Origin of the sequence: Pseudomonas sp. Pdm06, assembly GCF_014851795.1 — a bacterium.
In the GTDB taxonomy this organism is placed as follows: domain Bacteria; phylum Pseudomonadota; class Gammaproteobacteria; order Pseudomonadales; family Pseudomonadaceae; genus Aquipseudomonas; species Aquipseudomonas fluorescens_AA.
In genome coordinates this window covers 254821-275781 of the sequence record NZ_JACVAH010000004.1, presented here as the reverse complement: position 1 = coordinate 275781, position 20961 = coordinate 254821, and the positions used below count along the sequence as shown (strand labels likewise).

At 59.8% G+C, this 20961-nt stretch carries 17 protein-coding genes and 1 pseudogene; 13 read left to right on the top strand and 5 right to left on the bottom strand.

Features of this window, described 5'->3' with window-relative positions; genetic code table 11:
• Window positions 1-37 precede the first annotated feature (37 nt).
• Together IB266_RS08945 and infA are read left to right on the top strand one after the other, a co-directional pair.
• A complete protein-coding gene (locus IB266_RS08945) occupies window positions 38-745 on the top strand; it encodes an arginyltransferase (RefSeq protein ID WP_192260947.1) in 708 nt (235 codons plus the stop codon).
• Between the two features lie 122 nt (window positions 746-867).
• Window positions 868-1086 (top strand): translation initiation factor IF-1, encoded by a 219-nt coding sequence (gene infA / locus IB266_RS08940; RefSeq protein ID WP_002553999.1) that lies wholly within the window; start codon window positions 868-870, stop codon window positions 1084-1086.
• A gap of 234 nt (window positions 1087-1320) precedes the next feature.
• Here infA and clpA read toward each other — a convergent pair whose 3' ends face one another.
• Complete coding sequence (gene clpA / locus IB266_RS08935; RefSeq protein ID WP_024616766.1) at window positions 1321-3591, bottom strand: ATP-dependent Clp protease ATP-binding subunit ClpA; 2271 nt, start codon at window positions 3589-3591, stop codon at window positions 1321-1323.
• A gap of 29 nt (window positions 3592-3620) precedes the next feature.
• A complete protein-coding gene (gene clpS / locus IB266_RS08930; RefSeq protein ID WP_003180089.1) occupies window positions 3621-3983 on the bottom strand; it encodes an ATP-dependent Clp protease adapter ClpS in 363 nt (120 codons plus the stop codon).
• Between the two features lie 228 nt (window positions 3984-4211).
• Here clpS and IB266_RS08925 point away from each other — a divergent pair, with 228 nt between their 5' ends.
• Window positions 4212-4487 (top strand): cold shock domain-containing protein, encoded by a 276-nt coding sequence (locus IB266_RS08925; RefSeq protein ID WP_103308485.1) that lies wholly within the window; start codon window positions 4212-4214, stop codon window positions 4485-4487.
• A gap of 81 nt (window positions 4488-4568) precedes the next feature.
• Here IB266_RS08925 and icd read toward each other — a convergent pair whose 3' ends face one another.
• Window positions 4569-5825: an NADP-dependent isocitrate dehydrogenase gene (icd, locus tag IB266_RS08920; protein ID WP_060741560.1), complete on the bottom strand. Its 1257-nt coding sequence runs from the start codon at window positions 5823-5825 to the stop codon at window positions 4569-4571.
• Window positions 5826-6307: 482 nt separating this feature from the next.
• Here icd and IB266_RS08915 point away from each other — a divergent pair, with 482 nt between their 5' ends.
• From IB266_RS08915 to aceA, 10 genes are all read left to right on the top strand, one after another.
• Window positions 6308-8533, top strand: a complete 2226-nt coding sequence (locus IB266_RS08915; RefSeq protein WP_192260946.1) for an NADP-dependent isocitrate dehydrogenase — start codon at window positions 6308-6310, stop codon at window positions 8531-8533.
• A gap of 559 nt (window positions 8534-9092) precedes the next feature.
• Entirely contained in the window at window positions 9093-9974 is an 882-nt protein-coding gene (locus IB266_RS08910; RefSeq protein ID WP_192260945.1) for a hypothetical protein, read from the top strand.
• A gap of 176 nt (window positions 9975-10150) precedes the next feature.
• The gene (locus tag IB266_RS08905; protein ID WP_192260944.1) at window positions 10151-10597 is read left to right on the top strand and encodes an NUDIX hydrolase; all 447 of its coding nucleotides are present in this window, start codon (window positions 10151-10153) and stop codon (window positions 10595-10597) included.
• A 59-nt stretch (window positions 10598-10656) separates the two neighbouring features.
• On the top strand, window positions 10657-11781 hold the full coding sequence (gene mnmA, locus IB266_RS08900) for a tRNA 2-thiouridine(34) synthase MnmA (protein WP_192260943.1): 1125 nt from the start codon (window positions 10657-10659) through the stop codon (window positions 11779-11781).
• Window positions 11778-12401, top strand: a complete 624-nt coding sequence (gene hflD, locus IB266_RS08895; RefSeq protein ID WP_192260942.1) for a high frequency lysogenization protein HflD — start codon at window positions 11778-11780, stop codon at window positions 12399-12401. The genes mnmA and hflD overlap by 4 nt, the downstream gene beginning before the upstream one ends.
• Before the next feature lie 169 nt (window positions 12402-12570).
• Window positions 12571-13941, top strand: a complete 1371-nt coding sequence (gene purB, locus IB266_RS08890; protein WP_192260941.1) for an adenylosuccinate lyase — start codon at window positions 12571-12573, stop codon at window positions 13939-13941.
• Window positions 13942-14025: 84 nt separating this feature from the next.
• Entirely contained in the window at window positions 14026-15192 is a 1167-nt protein-coding gene (locus tag IB266_RS08885) for a cupin domain-containing protein (RefSeq protein ID WP_192260940.1), read from the top strand.
• Window positions 15185-15610 carry a GNAT family N-acetyltransferase gene (locus tag IB266_RS08880; RefSeq protein WP_060741551.1) on the top strand — a complete coding sequence of 142 codons (426 nt, stop codon included), beginning with the start codon at window positions 15185-15187 and terminating at the stop codon, window positions 15608-15610. The genes IB266_RS08885 and IB266_RS08880 overlap by 8 nt, the downstream gene beginning before the upstream one ends.
• A 256-nt stretch (window positions 15611-15866) precedes the next feature.
• Window positions 15867-16628: a secretin N-terminal domain-containing protein gene (locus IB266_RS08875; protein ID WP_060741550.1), complete on the top strand. Its 762-nt coding sequence runs from the start codon at window positions 15867-15869 to the stop codon at window positions 16626-16628.
• Between the two features lie 456 nt (window positions 16629-17084).
• The gene (gene aceA / locus IB266_RS08870; RefSeq protein ID WP_014337679.1) at window positions 17085-18410 is read left to right on the top strand and encodes an isocitrate lyase; all 1326 of its coding nucleotides are present in this window, start codon (window positions 17085-17087) and stop codon (window positions 18408-18410) included.
• A 108-nt stretch (window positions 18411-18518) separates the two neighbouring features.
• Here aceA and IB266_RS31130 read toward each other — a convergent pair whose 3' ends face one another.
• Both IB266_RS31130 and IB266_RS31125 read right to left on the bottom strand, forming a co-directional pair.
• On the bottom strand, window positions 18519-19223 hold the full coding sequence (locus IB266_RS31130; protein WP_412548301.1) for a methyl-accepting chemotaxis protein: 705 nt from the start codon (window positions 19221-19223) through the stop codon (window positions 18519-18521).
• Window positions 19224-19421: 198 nt separating this feature from the next.
• Window positions 19422-20306: pseudogene (locus IB266_RS31125) on the bottom strand (methyl-accepting chemotaxis protein); the annotation flags it as partial.
• Between the last annotated feature and the right edge of the window lie 655 nt (window positions 20307-20961).

Below are 20961 nucleotides of genomic sequence, written 5' to 3'. Positions count from 1 at the left end.
TTACAATTAAATCCAAAGCTTATTCCGAGGGCCGATCATGACCGAGTTGGCGCGTTTGAAGTTCTATGCCACTCAGCCCCACTCTTGCAGTTACCTGCCGGAGGAGCAGGCCACGACGCTGTTCCTCGACCCTAGCCAGCCCATGGATGTGCATGTCTACGCAGACCTGTCGGAAATGGGCTTTCGTCGTAGCGGCGATCATCTCTACCGGCCCCATTGCCAGCATTGCAACGCCTGCGTCCCGGCGCGCATTCCCGTGGCGCAATTCTTGCCCAATCGCCAGCAGAAACGCATTTTCAAACGCAACGCCGACCTTCAGGTCCGCCCGGCCAAGCCGCAGTTCACCGAGGAATACTTCGACCTGTACCAACGCTACATCGAACAACGCCATGCCGATGGCGACATGTACCCGCCCAGCCGGGATCAGTTCTCGACCTTCCTGGTGCGTGACCTGCCGTTTTCCCGCTTCTATGAGTTCCGGCTGGAGGGACGACTGCTCGCCATCGCTGTCACGGACCTGCTGCCCAACGGCCTTTCAGCGGTGTACACCTTCTATGAGCCGGAGGAAGAACGGCGCAGCCTGGGGCGCTTTGCCATTCTCTGGCAAATCAACGAAGCCCGGCGCCTGGGACTGGAAGCGGTGTACCTGGGCTACTGGATCAAGAACTGCAAGAAAATGAACTACAAGACCCAATATCGGCCTATCGAATTGCTGATTAACCAGCGATGGGTCGTCCTGAGTTAGAAGCCTTTGGCTTAAAAGCTAGAACCCCTTGGCTTGACCCCCCTTTTTCGGGCACAATGCACGCCGCTTTTGCCTGGCGCAGTTGCACCGGGCCATTCACTGGATACCGAGGGCTTTACTGCATGTCGAAAGAAGACAGCTTCGAAATGGAAGGCACTGTCGTCGACACCCTGCCCAACACCATGTTTCGTGTGGAGTTGGAAAATGGGCACGTCGTAACCGCGCATATCTCCGGCAAGATGCGCAAGAACTACATTCGTATTCTTACCGGTGACAAAGTGCGCGTCGAGCTGACGCCCTATGACTTGAGCAAAGGGCGCATCACTTACCGCGCTCGCTAACAAGTCAATACAAGACGCCCGGCTAGATGCCGGGCGTTTTTGTTTGCCTGCGATTTGATGCTCCCGCCCTCCTTGTGGGAGCGAGCTTGCTCGCGATAGCAGAGGGTCAGCTTGCATTGATGCAGGATGTGCCGCCGCCATCGCGAGCAAGCTCGCTCCCACAGGGATTGGCGGTGGGGCCAGTAACAGCAAAAAGGCGCCTTTCGGCGCCTTTTGCTTTGTTGCAGTTAACGGTCAGGCCATTTCGGCCGTGGTTTCGAAGTCGAAGGTCAGTTCGCCGTCCTTGATGTCGATGTGAACCACACCGCCATGCTCGGCCAGCTCGCCAAAGAGAATCTCCTCCGCCAGCGGACGCTTGATCTTGTCCTGGATCAAGCGAGCCATCGGCCGCGCGCCCATCGTCACATCGTAACCACCTTCGGCCAGCCAACTGCGGGCCGCATCGGTAACCTCCAGCAACACACGCTTGTCTTCGAGCTGCGCCTGAAGTTCGGTAAGGAACTTGTCCACCACGCTCTTGATGACTTCATGACTGAGGCGACCGAACTGGATAATGGTGTCCAGGCGGTTGCGGAATTCAGGCGTGAAGCTTTTCTTGATCACTTCCATCGCATCGGACGAGTGGTCCTGATGGGTGAAACCGATCGAAGCGCGAGCTGCGGTTTCGGCACCGGCGTTCGTGGTCATGATGACGATCACGTTGCGGAAGTCCGCCTTGCGCCCGTTGTTATCGGTCAGCGTACCGTGGTCCATCACCTGCAGGAGCAGGTTGAAGACTTCCGGATGCGCCTTCTCGATTTCGTCGAGCAGCAATACGCAGTGCGGTTGCTTGGTGATGGCTTCGGTCAACAGGCCGCCCTGGTCGAAACCGACATAGCCCGGAGGCGCACCGATCAGACGCGATACGGTGTGGCGCTCCATGTACTCGGACATGTCGAAGCGCACCAGCTCGATGCCCATCGCCTTGGCCAACTGCCGTGCCGCCTCGGTCTTGCCGACACCGGTAGGACCGGCGAACAGGAACGAACCCACCGGCTTGTCCGGCGACTTGAGACCGGCGCGGGACAGCTTGATGGCGGTCGACAGCGAGTCGATGGCCGCATCCTGGCCGAACACCGTCAGCTTCAGGTCACGCTCCAGGTTACGCAGCAGTTCCTTGTCGGAACTGGTGACGTGCTTGGGCGGAATACGCGCGATTTTCGCCACGATGTCCTCGACCTGAGGCACTTCGATGCGCTTGACGCGTTTCTCCACGGGCTGCAGGCGCTGGTAGGCACCCGCCTCGTCGATGACGTCGATGGCCTTGTCCGGCATGTGCCGGTCGTTGATGTAGCGCGAGGCCAGTTCAGCGGCCGCGCGCAGGGCTTCATCGCTGTATTCGATGTTGTGGTGCAGCTCGAATCGCCCCTTCAGGCCGCGCAGGATGCCAATGGTGTCTTCCACCGAAGGTTCCGACACATCGACCTTCTGGAAACGCCGAGCCAGGGCACGGTCTTTCTCGAAGATCCCGCGAAACTCCTGGAACGTGGTCGAGCCGATGCAACGGATATCACCTGAAGACAGCAGCGGCTTGAGCAGGTTCGACGCATCCATGACCCCGCCCGACGCCGCCCCGGCACCGATAATGGTGTGGATTTCGTCGATGAACAGGATCGCCTGCGGACGTTTTTTCAGTTCGCCGAGCAACGCCTTGAAGCGCTTCTCGAAATCACCGCGGTATTTGGTACCTGCCAGCAAAGCCCCCAGGTCGAGGGAGTACACCACGCTGTTGGCCAGCAGGTCCGGCACCTGGTTATCGACGATGCGCTTGGCCAGGCCTTCGGCAATCGCGGTCTTGCCCACGCCCGCCTCGCCCACCAGCAATGGGTTGTTCTTGCGCCGCCGAGCCAGGATCTGGGCCACGCGCTCGACTTCCGCCTCGCGCCCGACCAGCGGATCGATCCGGCCCTGGCGTGCCAGTTCGTTCAGGTTGCTGGCATAGGCATCCAATGGGTTGCCTGAAGAAGAAGACTCACCGCCCTCGTCGTCCTGCATATCCTGCTCACCCTCGGAATGATCGCCATGCCCAGGCACCTTCGAGATGCCATGGGCGATGTAGTTGACGACATCGATACGCGCAACGCTCTGCTGCTTGAGCAGGAACACCGCTTGGCTTTCCTGCTCGCTGAAGATGGCAACCAGCACGTTGGCGCCGGTGACTTCACGCTTGCCCGAGCTCTGTACGTGGAAGACAGCACGCTGCAGGACACGCTGGAAGCCCAGGGTTGGCTGGGTTTCACGATCCTCGTCATGCACGGGGATCAATGGCGTGGTGGAGTCGATGAACTCCTGCAGATCATGCTTGAGTTTATCGAGGTTCGCGCCGCAGGCACGCAAAACGGTGGCGGCAGCCTCGTTATCCAATAGGGCCAGCAGCAGGTGCTCGACGGTCATGAATTCATGACGCTTCGAACGAGCCTCCTTGAAGGCAAGATTGAGGGTGACTTCGAGCTCGCGGTTTAACATAGCTTCACCTCATACCCAAGTGGTCGGCGTTAACCGTCCTTCTCGATTTCACAGAGTAGCGGATGCTGGCTTTCCCGGGCGTACTGGTTGACCTGCATAGCCTTCGTCTCGGCGATGTCGCGGGTAAACACGCCACATACTGCCCGTCCCTCTGTATGGACGGCCAGCATGACCTTGGTCGCCAGCTCCCGATTCAGGTTAAAAAACACCTCGAGCACTTCGACGACGAAATCCATCGGTGTGTAGTCATCGTTGAACAAAACCACCTTGTACATCGGTGGCGCCTGTAATGCGGGCTTTGCTTCCTGAACAGCAATGCCTGCGGAATCGTCGTCGTGTAGATCCGGGCGATCCTGATTGAATGTTAGTCGAATCTGGCTGACTGCATGCATGGAAAGAAAGGTTCGTTTAGTTGGCGAATACAGTGATGGGGGCGCTTGTGGGCGATTTCAACCACGACCACCGGAGCCACCTTGACTATCGGGAAAACGGTGTTACAACCAATAGAGCCCATCGTGGGTTAAAAAGGTCCGTGGAATCTATCCTGTACAAGAAGATTAACCTGCGGATGGACTGGATGATACTCCAGTGATGGAGTGCGTTGCAGAGGGAAATGGGTTATGTCGGTCGTCAAGATGAAGGGTAAGGTGAAATGGTTCAATAATGCCAAGGGTTACGGTTTCATTCTTGCGGACGGCAAGGATATTGGAGACCTGTTCGCCCATTTTTCGGTGATCGAGATGGACGGCTACAAGACCCTGAAGGCCGGGCAACCGGTGACATTCAACGTCATCCAGGGGCCCAAGGGCCTGCACGCGATCAACATCAAGGTTGTCCTCGCCGAAGACGCGCCCGCCCCTGCCAATGTCATTGTCAGGGTCACCGAGACCCACTGACCCGGCAGTCGCCACCCCGCCTGAATGAAAATGCCCGGCTCGATCACTCGAGCCGGGCATTCGCGTTGAGCGCCGATCCGCTTACATGTGCGAGATCAGGGCATCACCGAAGCCCGAGGACGATACCAGCTTGGCGCCCTCCATCAGGCGTTCGAAGTCATAGGTCACGGTCTTGGCCGAAATCGCGCCGTTCGTGCCCTTGATGATCAAGTCGGCCGCTTCGGTCCAACCCATGTGGCGCAACATCATTTCCGCCGACAGAATCAGCGAGCCCGGGTTGACCTGGTCCTTGCCGGCATACTTGGGCGCGGTACCGTGGGTGGCTTCGAACATCGCCACGGTGTCGGACAGGTTGGCGCCCGGCGCGATACCGATGCCGCCCACTTCCGCCGCCAGGGCGTCGGACAGGTAGTCACCGTTCAGGTTCAGGGTGGCGATCACGTCATACTCGGCCGGGCGCAACAGGATCTGCTGCAACATCGCATCGGCGATGGCGTCCTTGACGATGACGTTCTTGCCGGTCCGCGGGTTCTTGAACTGCATCCACGGCCCGCCGTCGAGCAGGGTCGCGCCGAACTCTTCGGCCGCCACTTCGTAGGCCCATTCCTTGAAGGCACCTTCGGTGAACTTCATGATGTTGCCTTTATGCACGATGGTCAGCGAATCGCGGTCGTTGTCGACCACATATTGCAGGGCCTTGCGAGCCAGGCGCTTGGTGCCCTGCTTGGAAACCGGCTTGACGCCGATGCCGCAATCCTCGTCGAAACGGATCTTGGTCACGCCCATTTCTTCTTTCAGGAACTTGATAACCTTGGTGGCTTCGGGCGAGCCGGCTTTCCACTCGATGCCCGCGTAGATGTCCTCGGAGTTCTCGCGGAAGATCGTCATGTCCACGTCGCCAGGCTTCTTGACCGGGCTTGGCACACCTTCGAACCAGCGCACCGGACGCAGGCAGACATACAGGTCGAGCTGCTGGCGCAGCGCTACGTTCAACGAACGGATACCGCCACCCACCGGCGTGGTCAGCGGGCCCTTGATGGAAACCACGTAGTCCTTGACCGCATCCAGGGTTTCCTGGGGCAACCAGGTGTCCTGGTCGTAGACCTGGGTCGCTTTCTCACCGGCATAGACTTCCATCCAGGAAATCTTGCGCTTGCCGCCATAGGCCTTCTGAACCGCAGCGTCCACAACCTTGATCATGACCGGACTGATATCGACGCCAATGCCGTCGCCTTCGATGAAGGGGATGATCGGGTTGTCGGGAACATTAAGAGAATGGTCTGCATTGACGGTGATTTTGTCACCGACGGCTGGAACCTGAATCTTTTGATACCCCATGCTGAACTCCATTGCTTGGATTGAACATCTGGCTGCGTTCGAGCGTACCCCAGTTGAATCGGCACGCAAACCCTACGTTAGGCCCATCGGCGGCAAAGCGTTGCACTTCGCCGCGTACAACCCTGAAAACCAAGGGAAAAGCGCCAAACATGAGCATAGTCCGCCCCAGGGGGACTGCGACGTTTAGACCAATGGACGTGTACGGAAGTCTATGAACCATCGGCAGATCGCCAGCTACCTATGTATAATGCCGCCGCTGACCACAGGGTCACGACGGCTGACGGCTCTATCACAGGACTTTCCGCCAGTTTAAAAGCCGGACCGTTACCGCGGCCCAACCGCTTGACGCTCGACTGATGCACCCAACATCACCGCGAAGAAACCTCGACATTCGGTTCACGGATGACTTTGAACGAACGCGCTTACCCGGCGCCCCTCGAGTTTCTGCGCATGCTTTAGCAAAGAAGAGAGTTAATCCGAATATGCCCACCCGCTCGAAGATCATCTATACCTTCACCGACGAAGCGCCTGCCCTCGCCACCTATTCGCTGCTGCCGATCGTCGAAGCCTTTACCGCTTCGGCCGATATCGCCGTGGAAACCCGCGATATCTCCCTCGCAGGGCGCATCCTGGCCAGCTTCCCCGAGCAACTGGGTGACAAAGCCGTAGCCGACCACCTCGCCGAACTGGGCGACCTGGCCGTTACGCCTGAAGCCAACATCATCAAGCTGCCGAACATCAGCGCCTCGGTGCCGCAACTGCAGGCCGCGATCAAGGAATTGCAGGCCCAGGGCTACGCACTGCCGGACTACCCGGAAACCGTGACCACCGACGCCGAGAAAGACGCTCGCGCCCGTTACGACAAGGTCAAGGGCAGTGCCGTGAACCCGGTCCTGCGCGAAGGCAACTCCGACCGCCGCGCACCGCTGTCGGTCAAGAACTATGCGCGCAAGCACCCGCACAAGATGGGCGCCTGGGCCGCGGACTCCAAGTCCCACGTAGCCCACATGAGCACCGGCGATTTCTACGGCAGCGAAAAAGCCGCCCTGATCGACGCCGCCGGCAGTGTGAAAATCGAGCTGATCGCCCAGGACGGCACTGCCACTGTCCTGAAGGAAAAAACCACCGTACAAGCCGGTGAGATCCTCGACTGCGCCGTGATGAGCAAAAACGCCCTGCGCGACTTCATCGCCGCTGAAATCGAAGACGCCAAGCAAAAAGGCGTGCTGCTGTCGGTTCACCTCAAGGCCACCATGATGAAGGTCTCCGACCCGATCATGTTCGGCCAGATCGTTGCCGAGTTCTATAAAGACGCCCTGGCCAAGCACGCACAAGTGCTGGAACAGATCGGCTTCAACCTGAACAACGGCATCGGCGACCTGTACACTCGCATCAAGGCCCTGCCGGCCGAGCAACAGGCGCAGATCGAAGCAGACATCCAGGCGGTCTACGCGGCGCGCCCATCCCTGGCGATGGTCAACTCCGACAAAGGCATCACCAACCTGCACGTGCCGAGCGACGTGATCGTCGACGCCTCGATGCCAGCCATGATCCGTGACTCCGGCAAGATGTGGGGCACCGATGGCCAGTTGCACGACACCAAGGCCGTGATCCCGGATCGCTGCTACGCCACCATCTACCAGGCAGTGATCGAAGACTGCAAGCAACACGGAGCCTTCGACCCGACCACCATGGGCAGCGTGCCGAACGTCGGCCTGATGGCCAAGAAAGCCGAAGAATACGGCTCCCACGACAAGACTTTCCAGATCAAGGCCAACGGCGTGGTCCGCGTTTCGGACAACACCGGTCGCACCCTGCTGGAGCAGAACGTCGAGGCTGGCGACATTTTCCGCATGTGCCAGACCAAGGACGCGCCGATCCAGGATTGGGTCAAACTGGCCGTCAACCGTGCCCGCGCCAGCAGCACCCCGGCGATTTTCTGGCTGGATCCGATGCGCGCCCATGACGGCGTGGTGATCGAGAAGGTCCAGACTTACCTGAAGGATTACGACACCGCCGGCTTGGACATCCGCATCATGTCGCCTGTCGACGCGATGAAGTTCACCCTGGGCCGCACCCGCGAAGGCAAGGACACCATCTCGGTGACCGGCAACGTGCTGCGTGACTACCTGACCGACCTGTTCCCGATCATGGAACTGGGCACCAGCGCCAAGATGCTGTCGATCGTGCCGCTGATGAACGGCGGTGGCCTGTTCGAAACCGGCGCTGGCGGCTCGGCCCCCAAGCACGTCCAGCAGCTGCTGGAAGAGAACTTCCTGCGCTGGGATTCCCTGGGCGAGTTCCTGGCCCTGGCTGCATCCCTCGAGCACCTGGGCGTGACCTACAACAACCCGAAAGCCCTGGTGCTGGCCAAGACCCTGGACCAGGCTACCGGTGAGTTCCTGGACCGCAACAAGTCGCCTTCGCGCAAAGTCGGCGGCATCGACAACCGTGGCAGCCACTTCTACCTGACCCTGTTCTGGGCCCAGGCGCTGGCCGCTCAAAACGACGACGCGGCCCTCAAGGCTCAGTTCGCTTCCCTGGCCAAGACGCTGACCGACAACGAAGAAAAAATCGTTGCCGAACTCAACGCTGTCCAAGGCAAGCCCGTGGAGATCGGCGGTTACTACTTCGCCAACCCGGAGCTGACCAGCAAGGCCATGCGCCCGAGCAACACCTTCAACGCGGCGATTGCTGCGCTGGTGTAAGGTTGTAAGGGAACACCACAAACCCCGGCCTAGTGCCGGGGTTTGTGTTTCCAGGCATGCCAAGCCCTCCTGTGGGAGCCGAGCTTGCTCGCGATGACGGCTGCATGCTCAACCACGATGCAAGCAGGCCCACCGCTATCGCGAGCAAGCTCAGCTCCCACACGAGCACAGGCGCTCTCCAACCTCTCTTGACCCACCCCATTGGCTGCCCAGGCTGACCTTGACAGTACAATCAGACAGCCTAGCCTTAAAAGCATCGTTCTAAGTACGCCCTCTTCACTGAAGGCGCATGAAGTAAAGCATGAGCGCCGAAAGCCACGGCTTGATCCAAGCACACCCTTTCAGCGTTTATGGATGCGAGATGTCTCGGCAAGAGAACGAGAGAGCGTCAAATCGGGCAGCATTCTGAACTGCCTACAGCTGTATCGACCTCAAGTGGAGCGAAACCGGGTTGCTCGAATCGCCTGCGTAGCGATAGCAATCCTTCCTGGTTTGAGTTTTTAACGAACGACACGCTAAAAACTCATTACCTGATTCGCATCCGTTGAGGAAGCACACCATGAAAAACAATGCGCAAATAACCCTACCCGCCCAAAGGCACTTCTCTATTGGTAACTGGAGCTTTCTGGAGCTGACAGTTTCCCCAACCCTCTATAAAAGAGACCATGACAATGAGCCCTTTGCCTATTATGAAGTGAGCAAGATCAGCTCTACGGGTGGAAGATACTCTACCGATGTTCGTACCAATGACTATGGCCAGCGATACAGCTACGCCACTGCCTCCCATGAATTACTGTTTAAAAGCGCATCCGCCGAATACCGATTCAATGCGACCAAGTTTGGAAATCAGGTCACCTATTCCACCAACTCACCGGGCGCCTCCGTCGAAGCGTTCTATTTCATATTCGATGATTTTCTCCGCATGATCGAACTTACAATGCGCGAGCCCGGAGAACCCGTCGAGGGCAAGAGGCATGAGGCCGACAGGGAGTGCGAGGCTCAGATCAACGGCCAGACCATTCAATGCTCTTCAGCCGACCCTGTGCATCCCGCCCCCCCAAAAAAGGTGTCGCAAATCGTTTTCGCAGACACGGATAAATTTTCTTTTTTATCCAACGTCAATCTCTATTTTTCGGGCTGCGATGTATACCTGGAAGAGTCCCCAGGAAAAGTAAAAAGAGTTGATCGTCACGGCGAGGGCAATCCAAGTGCGGCCACCAACTACTACCTTACACCGGACAAGGGCTATCCCCCCGGAATCACAAGCCTGACTATAAAAGACGGGTTTTCGGAAACGACGGCTATCGTTGAGTTCGATCACGACACGTTCAATAAACAGGTCACCATGACAATTAAATCCTTTACCAGCAGACTGTGCGATATCCGAGCATTCACCTACAACGAACACCACTTTCCCAATGCGATATGCATTGCCCTTTAAGGACGTCCAAACCTTGCACGGGCCAGCATCGCTGACCAGGGAAACATGAGCATAGGCATGGACATTTGCTCGGGACGGCGATTGGTCATTCATTTAATATCGACTGACCCACCGCTATCGCGAGCAAGCTCGCTTCCACGGTGGCCCATATTCCCTACGAGAAATAAAGGAACCCCATGGACTGGCAACCCCACATAACCGTCGCCACCATCGTCGAGGACAACGGCCGCTTCCTGATGGTGGAAGAATCCAAGGGCGGGCGCGCAGTGCTCAACCAGCCCGCCGGGCACCTGGACCCGGACGAAACACTGATCGACGCCGCCGTACGCGAAACCCTGGAAGAAACCGGCTGGGACGTCGAGCCCACCGGTGTGGTAGGCATTTACCTGTACACCGCCCCCAGCAACGGCGTGACCTACCAGCGCGTCTGTTTCGCCGCCAAGGCCTTGCAACACCACCCCGAGTATCAATTGGACGACGGCATCCTCGGCGCCAAATGGCTGACCCGCGACGAATTGCTCCAGCGGCGCGAGCACTGGCGCAGCGAGCTGATCATCCGTTGCATCGACGATTATCTGGCCGGCCATTGCCACAGTCTGACGCTGATCCGTCCTTCTCTTTAGCCTTGCGCGCCCGGGCCTGATAGAATCGCGTCCTTTTTCAAGACACTCATTGAATTCCTATGCGTGATCCAGCCCCTTCTGACACACCCAAGAAGCGCGTCATTGTCGGCATGTCCGGCGGCGTGGACTCTTCCGTTTCCGCCCTTCTGCTGATTGAGCAGGGTTATGAGGTGGAAGGCCTGTTCATGAAGAACTGGGAAGAAGACGACGGAACCGAATACTGCACCGCCATGGATGACCTGGCGGACGCCCAGGCCGTGTGCGACAAGATCGGCATCAAGCTGCACACCGCCAACTTCGCCGCCGAGTACTGGGACAACGTGTTCGAGCACTTCCTGGCCGAATACAAGGCCGGTCGCACGCCGAACCCGGACATCCTCTGCAACCGCGAAATCAAGTTCAAGGCGTTCCTCGACTACGCCATGATGCTGGGCGCCGACCTGATCGCCACCGGCCACTACGTGCGCCGCCGCGACATCGATGGCCGCACCGAACTGCTCAAGGGCCTGGACCCGAACAAGGACCAGAGCTACTTCCTGCATGCCGTCGGCGGCGACCAGATCGCCAAGACCCTGTTCCCGGTAGGCGAACTGGAAAAGCCCGAAGTGCGTGCGATTGCTGAAAAACACCAGCTCGCCACCGCCAAGAAGAAGGACTCCACCGGGATCTGCTTTATTGGCGAGCGCCGCTTCAGCGACTTCCTCAAACAATACCTGCCGGCCCAGCCGGGCGAGATCAAGACCACCGAAGGCGAAGTCATCGGCCGCCACCATGGCCTGATGTACCACACCATCGGCCAGCGCCAGGGCCTGGGCATCGGTGGGCTGAAAGACGCCGGGGAAGAGCCGTGGTACGTGCTGGTCAAGGACCTGGAGCACAACGAGTTGATCGTCGGCCAGGGCAACGACCATCCCTGGCTGTTTTCCCGCGCCCTGCTCGCCTCCGAGATCTATTGGGTCAACCCCATCGACCTCGGCGAACCACGCCGCCTGACAGCCAAGGTTCGCTACCGCCAGAGCGACCAGCCCTGCACCCTGGAAAAAACCGCCACGGGCTACCGCGCCACCTTCGATGACCCGCAGCGGGCGGTCACACCCGGCCAATCCGTGGTGTTCTACGACGGCGACATCTGCCTGGGCGGCGGCGTGATCGAAGTCGCAGAGCCCTGGAGCAGCCAGGCATGAACCCAATCCAGGAACAACTGACGGCATTGGGCGGCGTGTTTCTCGCCGCCGTGCTGGTGGACAGGATCGCCAAGACCGGCCAGGCCACCGAAGCGGGCGTGGCCTGCATGCTCGGCAGCCTGCTGGTTCGCGACCCCAAGGACACCCTGGAAGTCTATGGCGGCGACGACCTGAACCTGCGCGAAGGCTATCGTGCGCTGATCGGCGCCCTGGAGCGCGATCCCAGCACCTTGCAACGCGAGCCGCTGCGCTATGCCCTGTCGATGCTGGGCCTTGAGCGCCAGTTGGCCAAGCGCGACGACCTGCTGGAGACCATCGGCAAACGCTTGCCGCAGATCCAGTCCCAAGTCGAACACTTCGGCCCGGCTCACGAAAACGTCGTCGCGGCCTGCGGTTCGCTGTACCAGGACACCCTGAGCACCTTGCGCCAGCGCATCCAGGTGCATGGCGACATGCGCAACCTGCAACAGCCAAGCAATGCCTCGAAGATCCGCGCCCTGCTGCTGGCCGGGATTCGCTCGGCACGACTTTGGCGGCAATTGGGTGGCCATCGTTGGCAACTGGTGATCAGCCGCCGCAAATTGCTGAAAGAGCTTTACCCGTTGATGCGCAACGAATAAGTCGCCTCGACCTGCTTTTTTGTGGCGAAGGCGCTTGCTCCCTCGCCACAGGTAATAAACAGTTTTAGCTTGTTACGCGTAGCACGCCGGTCAGTTGGCGACGGACCGGCACTTGTTTTCATGTATGATACGCGCCCCATTTCGTTGCCCGACTGTCCGAGAACACCCCATGCAGCTCTCTTCGCTCACTGCGGTTTCCCCTGTTGACGGCCGCTACGCCGGCAAAACCCAGGCCCTGCGCCCGATTTTCAGCGAGTACGGCCTGATCCGTGCCCGCGTCCTGGTTGAAGTGCGCTGGCTCCAGCGCCTGGCCGCCCACCCTGCCATCGGCGAAGTGCCGGCGTTTTCCGCCGAAGCCAACGCGGTGTTGAACGCGCTGGCAGAAAACTTCGTGCTGGAGCACGCCGAGCGCGTCAAAGAGATCGAGCGCACCACCAACCACGACGTCAAGGCCATCGAATACCTGCTCAAGGAGCAGGCGGCCAAGCTGCCGGAGCTGGCCAATGTCAGCGAGTTCATCCACTTTGCCTGCACCAGCGAGGACATCAACAACCTGTCCCACGCCCTGATGCTGCGCGAAGGCCGTGATGAGGTGATGCTGCCCCTGATGCGCCAGACCGCCCAGGCCATCCGCGAACTGGCGATCCGCTTCGCCGACGTGCCGATGCTGTCGCGTACCCACGGTCAACCGGCTTCGCCGACCACCCTGGGCAAGGAACTGGCAAACGTGGTCTACCGCCTGGAGCGCCAGATCGCCCAAGTGGCCGCCGTGCCGCTGCTGGGCAAGATCAACGGCGCCGTGGGCAACTACAACGCCCACCTGTCGGCCTACCCGGACATCGACTGGGAAGCCAATGCCCGCGCCTTCATCGAAGACGAGCTGGGCCTGAGCTTCAACCCGTACACCACCCAGATCGAACCGCACGACTACATCGCCGAGCTGTTCGATGCGATCGCGCGCTTCAACACCATCCTGATCGACTTCGACCGTGACATCTGGGGCTATATCTCCCTGGGCTACTTCAAGCAGCGCACCATCGCCGGCGAAATCGGTTCTTCGACCATGCCGCACAAGGTCAACCCGATCGATTTCGAAAACTCCGAAGGCAACCTGGGCATCGCCAACGCGCTGTTCCAGCACCTGGCGAGCAAACTGCCGATCTCCCGCTGGCAGCGCGACCTGACCGACTCCACCGTACTGCGCAACCTGGGCGTGGGTTTTGCCCACAGCGTCATTGCCTACGAAGCCAGCCTCAAGGGCATCAGCAAGCTGGAACTGAACGAGCAGAAGATCGCCGCCGACCTCGACGCTTGCTGGGAAGTTCTCGCCGAGCCGATCCAGACCGTGATGCGTCGCTACAACATCGAAAACCCGTATGAAAAGCTGAAAGAGCTGACCCGTGGCAAGGGCATCAGCCCTGAAGCGCTGCAGACTTTCATCGATGGCCTGGACATGCCTGCCGAGGCCCGCGCGGAGCTGAAGAAGCTCACGCCGGCCAGCTACATCGGCAACGCGGTGGAACAAGCCAAGCGCATCTGATCCACGGCTTTACCTTTGAGACGCCCGGCCGCGCCGGGCGTTTTTATTCGCGTCTGAAAAGTATATTTTTTCAATAGGTTACACATGAATCCTGATATTCCTCTGCAACTCCTGGGCGGCATCACGGCACGGGAATTCCTGCGCGACTACTGGCAGAAAAAACCCCTGCTGATCCGTCAGGCGATTCCTGACTTCCAAAGCCCGATCGACGCCGATGAACTGGCCGGCCTGGCCCTGGAAGAAGAAGTCGAATCGCGCCTGGTGATCGAGCACGGCGAGACCCCTTGGGAAATGCGTCGCGGCCCGTTCGCCGAAGACGAATTCAGCAAGTTGCCGGAGCGCGAGTGGACCCTGCTGGTGCAGGCGGTCGATCAGTTCGTACCGGAAGTCGGCGAACTGCTGGAGAACTTCCGCTTCCTGCCGAGCTGGCGCATCGACGATGTGATGATCAGCTTCGCCGCCCCCGGTGGCAGCGTGGGTCCGCATTTCGATAACTATGACGTGTTCCTGCTGCAAGGCCATGGCCAGCGCAACTGGAAGATCGGCCAGATGTGCGACTCCGAAAGCCCGCTGCTGCAGCACGCCGACCTGCGCATCCTCGCCGACTTCGAAGCCACCGACGAGTGGACCCTGGAGCCGGGCGACATGCTCTACCTGCCGCCGCGCCTGGCGCACTGCGGCGTGGCCGTGGACGACTGCATGACCTACTCCGTGGGTTTCCGTGCACCAAGCGCCGCTGAAGTGCTGACTCACTTCACCGACTTCCTGAGCCAGTTCCTGCCGGACGAAGAACGCTACACCGACGCCGACGCGCGCCCGGTGGCCGACCCGCACCAGATCCAGCAAGACGCCCTCGACCGCCTCAAGGGCCTGCTGGCCGAGCACATGAGCGACGAGCGCCTGCTGCTGACCTGGTTCGGCCAGTTCATGACCGAGCCGCGCTACCCGGAACTGGTAGTGGGTCCGGAAATGGAAGATGACGAGCTGTTGGCCGGCCTGGAGCAAGGCGCGGTGATCATCCGCAACCCAAGCGCCCGCCTGGCCTGGTCGGAAGTCGACGACGACCTGTTGCTGTTCGCCAGCGGCCAGAGCCGTTACCTGCCGGGCAAGCTGCGCGAACTGCTGAAAATGATCTGCGCCGCCGACGCCCTGCACAGCGAAAACCTCGGCCCGTGGCTGGCCGACGAAGACGGTCGCAGCCTGATCTGCGAGCTGGTCAAGCAAGGCAGCCTGGGGTTCGCCGATGAATAAAATTCACGTTCGTGTCGCAGACTGGCAAAAGGATAACGCCGAGATCCGGCGCATTCGTGAGACCGTGTTCATCGCCGAGCAGTCCGTCCCGCCCGAGCTGGAATGGGATGCCGACGACCAGGGCGCGGTGCATTTCCTGGCGTTTGAAGGCGATTTCCCCATCGGCACCGCGCGCCTGTTGACCGACGGCCACATCGGCCGTGTCTCGGTCCTCAAGGACTGGCGCGGCCTGAAGGTGGGCGATGCGTTGATGCACGCGGTGATCGCCGAAGCCGAGAAGCGTGGGCTCAAGCAGCAGATGCTCAGCGCCCAGGTGCATGCCACGCCGTTCTACGAGCGGTTGGGGTTTGCAGTGGTCAGCGAGGAGTTCCTGGAAGCCGGGATTCCTCACGTGGACATGGTGCGGCGCTCGGCCTGAAACCGCTGACCAGCAAGAGGGTGACCTTTGTGGCGAGGGAGCTTGCTCCCGCTGGGTCGCGAAGCGGCCCCAAAAACAAAGGGCTGCTGCGCAGCCCAGCGGGAGCAAGCTCCCTCGCCACAGGTGCATCACACCCCCCCCCAAAACGCCCCGCCATCCCCCGATGCCGGGGCGTTTTGCCGTCTACCATTCAACTTGCCCCATCCGGGGCCGACAAACTGGCAATATCAAGCCTTTGTCTCGCGGAGAAATGGACATGCCTCTACGCACCCTCCTGGTCACCCTGCTGCTCGGTTGCAGCCTGTCAGTCATGGCCGATACGCAAATCGTGCCACTGAACTACCGTACCAGCGCCGACCTGCTGCCGGTGGCGCAGAATTTCATTGGCAAGGACGGCCAGGTCAGCGCCTACGGCAACCAACTGATCGTCAACGCCGAGCCCGGCAAGATCGAAGAGCTGCGGCAATTCCTGGCCCAATTGGACACCGCGCCCAAGCGCCTGCTGATCACGGTCGACACCAACGAAAACAACCTCCAGGGCGACCAGGGTTACTCGATCAACGGTGCAGCTCCCAGCCAGACCCGCATCATCAACCGCAGCACCGCCAGCCGTGACGGCGGCGTACAGCAGGTGCAGGCCAGTGAAGGCCAGCCGGCGCTGATCCAGGTAGGCCAGAGCGTGCCATTCACTAGCAACCAGACCGACAACTACGGCCGCATGCAGAGCCAGACTGAATACCGCAACGTCACCCAGGGTTTTTATGTCACGGCCAGCGTCACCGGCGAGACCGTTCATCTGAGCATCAGCACCAATCGTGACCGTATGAGCCAGGAACGTCCCGATGTAGTGAACGTTCAGAGTACCGACACAACTGTCAGCGGACGCCTCGGCGAATGGATCACCCTGGCCGGCGTGAATCGCCAGACTCAGGCCGACAAACAAGGCCTGACCCGCAGCTACTCGACCCAGGGCCGCGACGACATGATTTTGCGGGTCAAGGTCGACACCCTGAACTGAAGCACCAAAAACTGACTGATGAGTCGTATTAGACCAAAGATGTAGTGCTATAAAAAAAGCACTACAAAACGTTTGACGAGCCAAAAAACCGAAGGCATGATGGCCTCGCTCCCGCTAATCAGGGGCCCTGGCAAGGGCCTTCGGGTCGACGCTTGCAACTATCCTGCGAGCCGATTCGTGTCTGTACCGCCCACAAGGTGTGTTTGACGAGGTTGCGACTGGAACGAAGTTGTCCCGAGGGACGGAAGCGTAACTAGGTAACCCGGCATCACTCTGAGTTCGTATTAAAGGCCCACGACGCCCGAATGCGCCCGCAGTTCGCCCCTACCTGCTCACTTTCCCCTCGAGCCCATCGTTCATCCCGTCGCCACCTCGCCTGAACCGACTTGTACGCCAACCCCTGGTCGGCAGGAGCAGGAATTTTCCACCAAGACCTATGCGACGAGGTTTATCTCCATGGCACTGACACGCGAACAGCAAATTGCAGCCCTTGAAAAAGACTGGGCTGAAAACCCGCGCTGGAAAGGCGTGAAGCGCAATTATTCCGCTGCTGACGTCGTCCGTCTGCGTGGCTCGGTTCAACCTGAGCACACCTTTGCGAAAATGGGCGCCGAGAAGCTGTGGAACCTGGTCACCCAGGGCGCCAAGCCAGCCTTCCGTCCCGAGAAAGATTTCGTCAACTGCATGGGCGCCCTGACCGGCGGCCAGGCTGTGCAGCAAGTCAAGGCGGGCATCCAGGCGATCTACCTGTCGGGCTGGCAAGTGGCTGCGGACAACAACTCCGCCGAGTCGATGTACCCCGACCAGTCGCTGTACCCGGTGGATTCGGTTCCAACCGTGGTCAAGCGCATCAACAACTCGTTCCGTCGCGCCGACCAGATCCAGTGGAAAGCCGGCAAGAACCCGGGCGACGAAGGCTACATCGACTACTTCGCACCGATCGTGGCTGACGCCGAAGCCGGTTTCGGCGGCGTCCTGAACGCCTACGAACTGATGAAGAGCATGATCGAAGCAGGCGCCGCCGGCGTTCACTTCGAAGACCAACTGGCCTCGGTGAAAAAATGCGGCCACATGGGCGGCAAGGTTCTGGTTCCAACCCAGGAAGCCGTGCAGAAGCTGACCGCTGCCCGCCTGGCCGCCGACGTTGCCGGTGTACCGACCATCATCCTGGCCCGTACCGACGCCAACGCCGCTGACCTGCTGACCTCCGACTGCGACCCGTACGACCAGCCGTTCGTGACCGGTACCCGCACCCAGGAAGGCTTCTACAAGGTGCGCGCCGGTCTCGACCAAGCCATCGCCCGTGGCCTGGCCTACGCGCCGTACGCCGACCTGATCTGGTGCGAAACCGCCAAGCCGGACCTGGACGAAGCCCGCCGCTTCGCCGAAGCGATCAAGAAGGAATACCCGGACCAACTGCTGTCGTACAACTGCTCGCCTTCCTTCAACTGGAAGAAAAACCTGGACGACGCGACCATCGCCAAGTTCCAGCGCGAACTGTCCGCCATGGGCTACAAGCACCAGTTCATCACCCTGGCCGGCATTCACAACATGTGGCACAGCATGTTCAACCTGGCGCACGACTACGCCCGCAACGACATGACCGCCTACGTGAAGCTGCAAGAGCAGGAATTCGCCGACGCCGCCAAGGGCTACACCTTCGTGGCTCACCAGCAGGAAGTGGGCACCGGCTACTTCGACGACATGACCACCGTGATCCAGGGCGGCACTTCGTCGGTGACCGCACTGACCGGCTCCACCGAAGAAGAACAGTTCCACTGATTCACACGCTTGCCTCGAGTAAGCGGCCCTTGCGGACCGGATAAAAACTAACCGCAAAGCCGACGATCTGAAGCCCCGACTGGTTCGGGGCTTTTTTTCGCCGGTTTTTTACACTTTGAAGTGACTGACCAGTTGCTGCAACTGGTTACCCAGGCGCGCCAGCTCAATGCTGGAAGCGGCGGTTTCTTCGCTGGCCGAGGCGGTCTGTTCGGATACGTCGCGCACGCTCAGAATACTGCGGCTGATGTCCTCGGCCACCGAGCTTTGTTGCACCGCAGCAGCGGCAATCTGCTGGTTCATGGCCTGGATGCCGGAAACCGCCTGGGTGATGTTGCCCAGGGAGATGCCAACCTTGCCGGCCAATTCCACGCTGCTGTCGGTCAGTTCGCGGCTATTGCGCATGATGCTCGACACCTGGCGCGTGCCGTTCTGCAAGCCCGCCACCAGGCTTTCGATCTCTTCGGTGGAATGCTGGGTACGCTGGGCCAGGCCCCGCACTTCGTCGGCGACCACGGCAAAACCGCGCCCGGCGTCACCCGCGCGGGCAGCCTCGATGGCGGCGTTAAGGGCCAGCAAGTTGGTCTGCTCAGCCACCGCCCTGATCACATCCATGATCTTGCCGATGCGCGCGCTTTCTTGTTCCAACCCATCCATGGCGTCGACGGAGCGCCCGACTTCGCTGGCCAAACGCTCGATCTGAACGATGGCCTGGGCGACCACTTGGTCGCCGATACGGGCCTGCGCATCGGCCTCTGACGCGGCGGTGCAAGCCTGTTCGGCATTACGCGCGACTTCATGCACGGTGGCCGACATTTCCTGCATGGCGGTGGCTACCTGATCGGTCTCGGTCTTCTGACTATTGACCCCGGCACTGGTCTGCTCGGTGACCGCCGATAACTCTTCGGCGGCGCTGGCGATTTGGGTGACGCCATCGCGGATGCCACCGATCAGGTCGCGTAACGTGGTGCCCATGCGCTGGATACCTTGCTGCAAGACACCCAGCTCATCACTACGGGTCACGACCATGTCTTGGGTGAGGTCGCCTGCTGCAATGCGGTCGACCACAGCCAATGTGTCCTGCAATGGCCGCGTAATCTGGCGAGTGATGACCATGGCCGCAAGAATCCCCAACAACATCGCCAAGGCCGTGCAGCTCAGTTGCAGGATGCGGGCCTGGGCGCTGTCTTCGTCACGGGAGGTCAGTTGGCTGGCATACATTTCATCAGTCAGACGGGTGATGGTGTCACCCGAATCGATGGTGTCCTGCACAGCCTTGCCAATGGCCTGGTTACTGGCGGTGAAGTTCTGCACCGAATGGCGGTAAGCAATCAGTGCGGTTTCCAGCTGCTTGATGGTGTCGGCATAGCTCGGGCCGAAAGCACTATTAAGGGTTTCGATGCCCTTGAGCGCATTTTCGAGCTGGCGAGAGGCGGCTTGTTCGGTGGCGCTGTTGGGGTTGCCGGTGTAGCCACGCACTTCATAACGCACCAGCGCCACATCCTCCTTGGCCTTGAGAATGATCCGGTACAACTCGAAACGGCGCTCATCCGAGGCAGGCATTGCCTCTACGTCATTGATGACCTTGGCAATCAGCGCGGCGCCCTTGACCGCATTGACGCCCATCTCCTTGCGCATGGCCGCGTCATTGCGATAAGCCTCGCGCATCGTATTCAGTGCCACCTGATACTGCTTGCTGGCCTGCTCGATCAGCGCAAGCTTTTTCAGGTTGTCAGGCTTTCTCAACTCGCCTGCAAGGCTTTTTTGCTTGGCGACAAATTGCTCCAGCGACGCCTGGATCAATGCCCCCTTTTGTTCATCGCCCTTGTCCAGCTGGTATTGCAAGCGAGCCCTGCGCAGGTGATCGAGGCGGTTGCCGAGTTCGGTAATGCTGGTCATTCGATCAGTGCGCTCGAGCATTTTTCCCAGGCTGAACCAGCCGCTCGCGGCAAGGATAGCGGTCAGCAGCAGCACAACGGCAAAGCCCAAAGCCAACTTGAGCATAACGCTCATATTCGCGAACCAAGAATTCATGACATTCCTTTGGTAATCAGCCGCGAGCGATGAGAACTGACGCAGCTATCTATGGAGGGAGCGATTGTCTAATCAATATTGATATAGATGATTAGATGAGAGAGCGGCAAAGATAGCTATTTGCCATCAATCCTTCAAGGCTCTAGGCCAGGCCTCTTGCCGATTTTTTGCGGGCAAAGCGGTTTCGCTTAACGCTCCAATGCCCCGGGCGCAGTTTCTGGATGGGCTCGACTGAGCGACCTCGATCGGATGGCCGAGGTTTTTTTACCCGTTTTCTTTGAAGCCACCTACGCTTTAAGGGCAAGCCTGCACCTGTGGAAGCCAGGCTTGGCTGCGATGAACGATAAGGCAGTCTGCCTCGGGACCGCGTTGCCGACATCGCGAGCAAGCCTGGCTTCCACGGGAGCAGCCCCTCATGCCGATCCAACCCTCACCGAGCCCTTCCCTTCGGCGCGCTGACAGAAAAATTGATCGAACGCAGTATTGGGCAGTCCGAAAAGGAGTAAAACGTCCGACGCTG